General features: G+C 35.2%; 8 protein-coding genes and 1 rRNA gene. 7 read left to right on the top strand and 2 right to left on the bottom strand.

Annotated features, from left to right (window positions below; translation table 11 throughout):
- Window positions 1–81: ribosomal RNA gene (rrf, locus tag CD155_RS13275) — 5S ribosomal RNA — on the top strand; the annotation flags it as partial.
- 644 nt (window positions 82–725) lie between these two features.
- On the opposite strand, the gene pdxR is transcribed toward rrf, so the two are convergent.
- Window positions 726–2,105, bottom strand: coding sequence for a MocR-like pyridoxine biosynthesis transcription factor PdxR (gene pdxR / locus CD155_RS04220; RefSeq protein WP_103212609.1), 1,380 nt, complete (start codon window positions 2,103–2,105; stop codon window positions 726–728).
- 97 nt (window positions 2,106–2,202) lie between these two features.
- On the opposite strand from pdxR, the gene pdxS reads away from it, so the two are divergent.
- Together pdxS and pdxT are read left to right on the top strand one after the other, a co-directional pair.
- Window positions 2,203–3,090 (top strand): pyridoxal 5'-phosphate synthase lyase subunit PdxS, encoded by an 888-nt coding sequence (pdxS, locus tag CD155_RS04215; RefSeq protein ID WP_070832655.1) that lies wholly within the window; start codon window positions 2,203–2,205, stop codon window positions 3,088–3,090.
- 3 nt (window positions 3,091–3,093) lie between these two features.
- Window positions 3,094–3,654: a pyridoxal 5'-phosphate synthase glutaminase subunit PdxT gene (pdxT, locus tag CD155_RS04210; protein WP_103212608.1), complete on the top strand. Its 561-nt coding sequence runs from the start codon at window positions 3,094–3,096 to the stop codon at window positions 3,652–3,654.
- A gap of 143 nt (window positions 3,655–3,797) precedes the next feature.
- Here the strand turns inward: pdxT and CD155_RS04205 are convergent, their stop codons facing one another.
- A complete protein-coding gene (locus CD155_RS04205) occupies window positions 3,798–5,012 on the bottom strand; it encodes a NupC/NupG family nucleoside CNT transporter (protein ID WP_103212607.1) in 1,215 nt (404 codons plus the stop codon).
- 154 nt (window positions 5,013–5,166) lie between these two features.
- Here CD155_RS04205 and CD155_RS04200 point away from each other — a divergent pair, with 154 nt between their 5' ends.
- Genes CD155_RS04200 through CD155_RS04185 form a run of 4 tightly spaced genes read left to right on the top strand, consistent with a single transcriptional unit; the run spans window position 5,167 to window position 9,680 of the window.
- Window positions 5,167–5,628, top strand: a complete 462-nt coding sequence (locus CD155_RS04200) for a CtsR family transcriptional regulator (RefSeq protein WP_037541112.1) — start codon at window positions 5,167–5,169, stop codon at window positions 5,626–5,628.
- Between the two features lie 20 nt (window positions 5,629–5,648).
- Window positions 5,649–6,212 carry a UvrB/UvrC motif-containing protein gene (locus CD155_RS04195; protein WP_103212606.1) on the top strand — a complete coding sequence of 188 codons (564 nt, stop codon included), beginning with the start codon at window positions 5,649–5,651 and terminating at the stop codon, window positions 6,210–6,212.
- On the top strand, window positions 6,205–7,209 hold the full coding sequence (locus CD155_RS04190; RefSeq protein ID WP_002441063.1) for a protein arginine kinase: 1,005 nt from the start codon (window positions 6,205–6,207) through the stop codon (window positions 7,207–7,209). Before CD155_RS04195 ends, CD155_RS04190 begins: the two co-directional genes overlap by 8 nt.
- A 14-nt stretch (window positions 7,210–7,223) precedes the next feature.
- Window positions 7,224–9,680 carry an ATP-dependent Clp protease ATP-binding subunit gene (locus CD155_RS04185; protein WP_070832658.1) on the top strand — a complete coding sequence of 819 codons (2,457 nt, stop codon included), beginning with the start codon at window positions 7,224–7,226 and terminating at the stop codon, window positions 9,678–9,680.
- Window positions 9,681–9,946 lie beyond the last annotated feature (266 nt).

Genomic DNA, 9,946 nt, shown 5'->3' with positions numbered 1-9,946 from the left:
CCATGCCGAACACAGAAGTTAAGCTCCTTAGCGCCGATGGTAGTCGGGCTTACGTCCCGCTAGAGTAGGACGTTGCCAGGCAAGTCAGAGACCGTAAGGTCTCTTTTTTTATGCCTAAAAAACAATCGGCGCCCCGAAAGGTACAAAAGCGATTAGCTATAGAGAAAGAATGATTCTCTGCGAAGAGAAAGCGATTGAAGCTGATGAATTAAGGAAAGAGCGCAACGAGTTTAGTCGAGCTAAATGAGTCAGCGAGAGACGCGAATGAAGAAAGATGCGAACGCTTGACTCAAGCAGAGGAAGCACCTTAGCGCCAGATGGTAGCCCGGCTTACGTCTAAAGGAGGTTGAGGCATAATTAATTGTCTCAGTTTTCTTTAACATATTGGCAGTAGATGTCTGAATTGAAAGTGCGCTTATATCAAGCTTCTTTCAATTCTAGCCATCCTTGCCGGGGTGGGACAACGAAAATAATTTTGTTAAATTATATTTCTGTTCCACTCCCTCTTACTTAATGGCATAAAGCCATTAAGAACCACTGAAATAATTGCCAGGCAAGTTAGAGACCGGAAGGTCTCTTTTTTTATGTCTAAAAAGCAATCGGCGCCCCACAGGTACGTAGTCTATTAGCTATGGAGAAAGAATGATTCTTTTCACAAATGTTAATTAAAATACGATAGCCTAAAAGCTATCGCATAAGTAACACTAACTTTTAAAAAAGAAGTGTTACTTTATAATTAACGAGTTAATCAGGGCGTTCACATGGTCTTCTAACTCATCTTGTTTAATCCCGCCGAAACCTAAAATGAATTTAGGATATTTAGAAGGTTTGTCTTCATAGTTATACAATTCTAATTTTAGATTGTTCTTTTTTGCTTTCTCTAAGCATTGGGGTACACTCAAACCATTCATTACAGTTAAGGTGAAATGCATACCAGTCAAAGCGCCTTCTATTTTTAACTGTTCACTATATTGAGCGAGTTTTTTTAATATATAATTCAATTTATCTCTATAAATTCTTCGCATTTTATTTAAATGTCTTTCAAAACTACCACTACTCATGAATCTTGCAACCATATGTTGAAGATGAACGGGTACGGTATTTCCTTCTTTAAATATTCTTTGTTTATAAGTGTTCATTACTTTTTCAGGCAGTACTATGTATGCAATTCTACAACTAGGAAATAGTGATTTTGAAAATGTACTGATATATATAACTTTTCCTTTAGTATCTAAACTTTGTAAAGCTGGAATTGGTTTGCCAAAGTATCTAAACTCTGAATCATAATCATCTTCAATAATATAACGATGTGTATCTTTTTGAGCCCACTGGATAAGTTGCGTTCTTTTTTTGAGATTAGTGACGTGGCCAGTTGGAAATTGGTGGGATGGTGTAATATATAAGACGTTATTTTGTGAATTTAGTATAGGTTGGATTTGTATACCGTTTTTATCAACTGGAACTTGTAAGTAATTCATATTCTTTTTATCTAAAACGTGTTTAATTGGAGGGTAACTTGGTTTCTCAATAATAAATTTTTCATGTTTCAGTAAGTTGGTAATCATATCAAGCAGTTGACTGGTAGAAGAACCAATGATGATTTGATTAGGGTGACATGTTACGCCTCTACTATTAAATAAGTAATGTGCAATTTGTTGTCGTAACGCATAAACTCCTTGAACTTCACCACGTTGTAATAGATCGAGTTGATCATCTTCGAACACGTCTTTGGCATATTTTCTGAAAATGTGCATAGGGAAGCTTTCCGAATCTATTTCAGCTAGGTTAAAAGCGTATTGAGGTCCATCATTGTTATAAGTTTCTTCATTGATTTCATTCCCCATATAATCATGATAAGACTCTGTATTGACAACAGGTAGAGATTCTATATCTGATACATAATAACCTGATCTAGGTTTTGAATAAATAAACCCCTCATCTAATAGTAATTGATATGCATGTTCAATAGTCGTATGACTCATTGATAAATGTTCGCTCAGTTGTCGTTTAGAAGGAAATTTATCATTAGAATGGTATAGACCTTCAATAATTTGTTTTTTTAATTTTTCATATAGGGATAAGTAAAGTGGTTGTGTTGATTTCATATAAACTGGCCCCTTGTTTTATGTGCAAATTGTACCTTTTTAAATATCAGTTTATCTTTTAAAATGAATTTAATCAAGAAGTAAAGGGGTAAATAACATGTCAAAAATTGTAGGCTCAGAACGAGTAAAAAGAGGAATGGCTGAAATGCAAAAAGGTGGCGTCATTATGGACGTTGTCAATGCAGAACAAGCTAAGATTGCTGAAGAAGCAGGTGCGGTTGCAGTTATGGCACTAGAACGCGTTCCATCAGACATCAGAGCAGCAGGCGGTGTAGCACGCATGGCTAATCCTAAAATTGTTGAGGAAGTAATGAACGCAGTGTCTATACCTGTTATGGCTAAAGCCCGCATTGGACATATTACTGAAGCTAGAGTATTAGAAGCAATGGGTGTCGATTACATTGATGAATCTGAAGTATTAACTCCAGCTGATGAAGAATATCACTTAAGAAAAGATCAATTTACAGTACCATTTGTATGCGGATGTCGTAACCTAGGCGAAGCTGCACGCCGTATTGGTGAGGGAGCAGCAATGTTACGAACTAAAGGTGAACCAGGTACAGGTAATATTGTTGAAGCTGTTCGTCATATGCGCCGTGTAAATGCTGAAGTGAGTCGTCTGACTGTTATGAACGATGATGAAATCATGACATTTGCGAAAGAATTAGGTGCGCCTTTTGAAATATTAAAGCAAATTAAGGATAAAGGTCGTCTTCCAGTAGTTAACTTTGCAGCAGGTGGTGTAGCAACGCCCCAAGATGCTGCTTTAATGATGGAATTAGGTGCCGACGGTGTATTCGTAGGATCAGGTATTTTCAAATCAGAAGATCCTGAAAAATTTGCTAAAGCAATTGTACAAGCTACAACACATTATCAAGATTATGAACTGATTGGTAAATTAGCAAGTGAGCTTGGCACAGCTATGAAAGGTTTAGATATTAACCAAATTTCATTAGAAGAACGTATGCAAGAGCGTGGTTGGTAATTTATGAAAATAGGTGTATTAGCGTTGCAAGGTGCGGTTCGTGAACACATTCGTCATATAGAATTAAGTGGTCATGAGGGCATTGCAGTGAAAAGAGTAGAACAACTTGAAGAGATTGATGGATTGATTTTACCGGGTGGAGAGTCCACAACATTAAGACGATTAATGGATTTATACGGATTCAAAGAAGTATTACAGAATTCTGATCTACCAATGTTTGGCACCTGTGCAGGTTTAATTGTACTTGCCCAAGATGTAGAGGGAGAGTCAGGCTATCTGAAGAAGTTGGATATCACCGTCGAGCGTAATTCATTTGGTCGACAAGTCGATAGCTTTGAATCTGAGCTTGATATTAAAGGAATTGCAGAAGATATTGAAGGTGTATTCATTAGAGCACCTCATATTGCTCAGGTTGAAGAAGGCGTTGATGTGCTAAGCCGAGTAGGCGATAAAATTGTGGCAGTGAAACAAGGGAAATATCTTGGAGTCTCATTCCATCCAGAATTAACCGATGATTATCGAGTAACTGAATATTTCATTAATCATATGATTAAGAAGGATTGAACATTTTCTAATAAAGCGGTCATCTTGAAGATGGCCGTTTTTAATTTTGAGGAAAATGCATTTCAAAAAAGTATAAATTCTAAATTAAAAATAAAAAAGCAAGAGTAACTCCCCAAGTTACTCCTGCAATAATTAAGTATGAATTAAATAAAGAATCCTGCGATGGCTGCTGAAATAAATGATACTAGTGTTGCGCCAAATAATAGTTTTAATCCGAAACGTGCGACGACGTCACCTTTTTTATCATTTAATGATTTAATTGCACCTGAAATGATTCCAATCGAACTAAAGTTAGCAAATGATACTAAGAATACTGAAGTGACACCTTTAGCGTGTTCAGATAAACCATGTGTTTTACCAAGTGCTTGCATTGCAACGAATTCATTTGATAATAATTTAGTCGCCATAATAGAACCAGATTGAACAGCGTCATGCCATGGTACACCCGCTAAGAATGCAAATGGAGCAAAGACAAATCCAATCAATGTTTGGAAATTCCAGGTAATTGCGCCGTGTGAGAATAAACTAAAGATACCGCTGACGATTCCATTTAATAAAGCGATGATAGCTATATAACCAATTAACATTGCGCCTACGATGACCGCAACTTTAAATCCGTCCAAAATGTATTCCCCGAGCATTTCGAAGAATGATTGGTTCTTAGTTTCACTTTCATCAACTAATAATTTATCATCTTCTTCATTCACTTTATAAGGATTGATGATTGACGCGATGATGAAACCACCAAATAAATTAAGAACAACAGCTGTTACAACATATTTAGGTTCAATTAACGTGAAGTATGCACCGATAATTGATGCCGATACTGTAGACATAGCTGATGCTGTTAACGTATATAAACGTTGTTTAGGTATGTATGGCAGTTGTTGTTTTAATGAAATAAATACCTCTGATTGTCCCAAGATTGCTGCTGCTACAGCGTTATATGATTCTAAACGTCCCATGCCATTAATTTTAGAAATTAAGAAACCTAAAAAATTAATAATAAGCGGTAAGATTCGCGTATATTGTAATATACCTATAAGTGCTGAAATAAATACAATAGGTAGCAATACGTTAAAGAAGAATGGTGGGTTCTTTGGATCTACAAATTTAAAACCACCGAATACGAAATTGACACCTTCAGCTGCTTGCTTTAATAGATAACTAAAGCCGTAAGAAATACTACCGATAACAGTAATTCCGATATTTGTTTTTAATAAAATAAATGCGAATATAAGTTGAATTACTAATAGTAAACCAACATACTTCCAGCGTATATTTTTTCTGTCTGAACTAAATAAGAATGCGAGTGCTAAAAAGAAAATAATTCCTATAATCCCAATCACAATATGCATATTTTTTCATTCCTTTAATTTTTTCTATTCTCTATCATACAATAAATTGAACGCGCTAACATCATAAAATTTAAATTTTAAAATCAAATTGGTTGAAAAAGGTCAAAGGTGGTCATATAATAAAGTCAAAGAAGGTCAAAAAGAGGTGATATCCATGCATAACATGTCCGACATCATAGAACAATACATTAAACATTTATTCGAGGAAACAAACGAAGATGTGGTAGAAATCCAACGTGCAAATATTGCACAACGATTCGATTGTGTTCCTTCCCAATTAAATTATGTTATTAAGACTCGTTTTACAAACGAACATGGTTATGAAATAGAAAGTAAACGCGGTGGTGGAGGTTATATCCGAATCACTAAAATTGAAAACAAAGATGCAACAGGTTATATTAATCACTTACTTCAATTGATTGGACCTTCTATTTCACAACAACAAGCTTATTATATAATAGATGGTTTATTAGACAAAGGATTGATTAATGACAGAGAAGCTAAAATGATACAAGCAGTTATTGATCGAGAAACACTAAAAATGGATGTCGTTGCAAGAGATATTATAAGAGCTAATATTTTAAAACGATTATTACCAGTGATTAACTATTATTAAATGAAGTGAGGTGTTTAAACGTGCTTTGCGAAAATTGCCATTTAAATGAAGCGGAAGTAAAATTAACAGTTAAAAGTAAAGACGGTACGCATGAAAAATGGGTATGCTCAATATGTGCACAAGGCGATAATCCTTGGCATCAAGCTCATGACGACACGTCTTACCATTCGCATCAAGACGATATAGAAGAAGCATTTGTAGTCAAACAAATATTACAACATCTCGCTACGAAACATGGTATTAATTTTCAAGAAATGGCGTTTAAAGAGGAGAAGCAATGTCCGACGTGTCATATGACACTGAAAGATATCGCGCATGTTGGTAAATTTGGTTGTGCTAACTGCTACGCCACGTTTAAAGACGACATTATAGATATCGTTCGACGCGTACAAGGTGGACAATTTGAACATGTAGGTAAAACGCCTCAATCTTCACATAAGAAACTTGCAATTAAAAAGCAAATCGAAGAAAAAACGAAATATCTAAATAAATTAATAGAAGAACAAAACTTTGAAGAAGCTGCAGTGATTCGTGACGAAATTAAAGCATTAAAAGATGAAAGTGAGGTGTCTCGTCATGAGTGACATTCATACTAACATTAGTCAATGGATGAAAATGACTGAAGAGGCACCTGTAGTCATTTCTTCAAGAATAAGATTAGCAAGAAATCTTGAGAATCATGTTCATCCTTTGATGTTCCCATCCGAGCAAGAAGGATTTCGAGTAATAAATGAAGTTCAAGATGCGCTTCCAGACTTACAGTTACAACGTTTAGATACAATGGATCAACAAAGTAAAATGAAATTAGTTGCGAAACATCTTGTAAGTCCTGAACTTATTAAACAACCAGCCTCTGCAGTATTGCTTAACGAAGATGAATCTCTAAGTGTGATGATTAACGAAGAAGACCACATTCGTATCCAAGCGTTAGGAACTGACTTGTCGCTCAATGATTTATATCAAAGAGCTTCAAAGATTGATGATGACTTGGACCAAGAACTAGATATTAGCTATGACGAACATTTAGGCTATCTTACAACCTGTCCAACAAATATAGGCACAGGTATGCGTGCGAGTGTCATGTTACATTTGCCTGGACTTTCCATCATGAAGAGAATGAACCGCATTGCACAGACGATTAACCGTTTTGGATTTACGATTCGAGGTATTTATGGAGAAGGTTCGCAAGTATATGGTCACATTTATCAAGTTTCAAACCAACTCACTTTAGGGAAAACTGAAGAAGAAATCATTGATAATTTAACTGAAGTCGTTAACCAAATCATCAATGAAGAGAAACAAATTAGAGAAAGACTTGATAAGCATAATCCAGTAGAAACGCTTGATAGAGTTTATCGTTCGCTAGGGATTCTACAAAATAGTAGAATTATCTCAATGGAAGAAGCATCCTATCGCTTAAGTGAAGTCAAACTCGGTATCGATTTAAATTATATAACGCTTAATGATTTTAAATTTAATGAATTAATGGTAGGTATACAGTCACCATTTTTAATAGATGAAGATGATGATAAAACAGTAAATGAAAAAAGAGCCGATTTATTAAGAGAACATATAAAATAGGAGGTATTTTATATATGCTATTTGGTAGATTAACAGAACGTGCGCAGCGAGTTTTAGCGCATGCACAAGAAGAAGCAATTCGTTTGAACCATTCAAATATTGGTACAGAACACCTTTTATTAGGTTTAATGAAAGAACCGGAAGGTATTGCTGCTAAAGTATTAGAAAGTTTTAATATTACTGAAGACAAAGTGATTGAAGAAGTTGAAAAGTTGATTGGTCACGGTCAAGAACAAATGGGCACGTTACATTACACACCAAGAGCTAAGAAAGTGATTGAACTTTCAATGGATGAAGCAAGAAAGTTACATCATAATTTCGTAGGTACAGAACACATTCTTTTAGGTTTAATCCGTGAAAATGAAGGTGTCGCAGCACGCGTGTTTGCCAACTTAGATTTAAATATCACAAAAGCACGTGCGCAAGTTGTTAAAGCTTTAGGTAGCCCAGAAATGAGTAATAAAAATGCTCAAGCAAATAAATCAAATAATACACCAACATTGGATAGTTTAGCTAGAGACCTAACTGTTATAGCGAAAGACGGTACTTTAGACCCCGTAGTAGGACGTAATAAAGAAATCACTCGTGTCATTGAAGTGTTAAGCCGTCGTACTAAAAATAATCCAGTACTTATCGGTGAACCAGGTGTAGGTAAAACAGCAATTGCTGAAGGTTTAGCACAAGCGATTGTTAATAATGAAGTACCAGAAACATTAAAAGAAAAGCGCGTCATGTCACTTGATATGGGTACTGTAGTTGCTGGTACGAAATACCGTGGTGAATTCGAAGAACGCTTGAAAAAAGTTATGGAAGAAATTCATCAAGCTGGTAACGTCATTCTATTTATTGATGAGTTACACACATTAGTTGGCGCTGGTGGTGCCGAAGGTGCTATTGATGCATCTAACATCCTTAAACCAGCTTTAGCTAGAGGAGAATTACAATGTATTGGTGCTACAACTTTAGATGAATATCGTAAAAATATTGAAAAAGATGCAGCATTAGAACGTCGTTTCCAACCTGTTCAAGTTGATGAACCAACAGTAGAAGACACAATTGAAATCTTGAAAGGCTTACGCGATCGTTATGAAGCACATCATAGAATTAATATTTCTGATGAAGCTTTAGAAGCAGCTGCAAAATTAAGCAACCGTTATGTATCTGATCGTTTCTTACCAGATAAAGCAATCGATCTTATTGATGAAGCAAGTTCTAAAGTTAGACTTAAAAGTCATACAACACCTAACAATCTTAAAGAAATTGAACAAGAAATTGAAAATGTTAAAAATGAAAAAGATGCTGCTGTTCATGCACAAGAGTTTGAAAATGCAGCTAATTTAAGAGATAAACAATCTAAACTTGAAAAACAATATGAAGACGCTAAAAATGAATGGAAAAATTCTCAAGGTGGCGTAAGTACGGCATTATCTGAAGAAGATATAGCAGAAGTAATTGCAGGATGGACAGGTATTCCATTAACTAAAATTAACGAAACTGAATCTGAACGTTTACTCAATCTTGAAGATACACTCCACGAACGTGTAATTGGTCAAAATGACGCAGTGAATTCAATCAGTAAAGCTGTGAGACGTGCTCGTGCGGGACTTAAAGATCCTAAACGTCCAATCGGTAGCTTTATCTTCCTAGGACCTACTGGTGTAGGTAAAACTGAATTAGCACGTGCATTAGCTGAATCTATGTTTGGTGAAGATGATGCAATGATTCGTGTTGATATGAGTGAGTTTATGGAGAAACATGCAGTGAGTCGTTTAGTAGGTGCACCTCCTGGCTATGTAGGCCATGACGATGGTGGTCAATTAACTGAAAAGGTAAGACGTAAACCATACTCAGTTATCCTATTTGATGAAATTGAAAAAGCCCACCCTGATGTATTTAACATCCTTTTACAAGTCTTAGATGATGGCCATTTAACTGATACGAAAGGTCGTACTGTAGATTTCCGTAATACAGTCATCATCATGACTTCAAACGTTGGTGCACAAGAATTACAAGACCAACGATTTGCAGGGTTTGGTGGCGCTTCTGAAGGTAACGACTATGAAACAATTCGTAAAACAATGATGAAAGAACTTAAAAATTCATTCCGTCCAGAATTCTTAAACCGTGTAGACGATATCATTGTATTCCACAAACTTTCTAAAGAAGAATTGAAAGAAATCGTTACTATGATGGTAAATAAACTTACTGCTCGTCTTTCTGAACAAAATATTAATATTGTTGTAACTGATAAAGCGAAAGAAAAAATTGCTGAAGAAGGTTACGATCCAGAATACGGTGCGCGTCCATTAATTAGAGCAATTCAAAAAACTGTAGAAGATAACTTAAGTGAATTAATCTTAGATGGTAACAAGATTGAAGGTAAAGAAGTTACTATTGATCATAATGGCGAAGAGTTTAAATATGATATTCACGAGAAAACGTCTTCAGAAAAAGAAACGACAGAAGCTTAAATTGATATAACGCATAGAAAGCAAAATTGAATCAACGATAGTAATCTATGACAATGATTGGTATTCCTCTTTAATGGAGGGGTACCTTTTTTTATTCATAAATTTTTCTGTATGTTCAGATAAACTAATTTATCTTTATTTTTCATAGAATGCAGTGCGATGTATAAGAATTAAATTAAACTTAAGGAAATTAAATTTCTCGAAAAATCAATAATTCTCAACTCGCATAAGCATAAATTCATAATAAAATTAATCGATATCAAAAT

The sequence above is a fragment of the Staphylococcus caprae genome (genome assembly GCF_002902725.1).
Classification (GTDB): domain Bacteria; phylum Bacillota; class Bacilli; order Staphylococcales; family Staphylococcaceae; genus Staphylococcus; species Staphylococcus caprae.
Note: the sequence above shows the minus strand (reverse complement) of the source record. Positions and strands in the feature narration are given on the sequence as shown.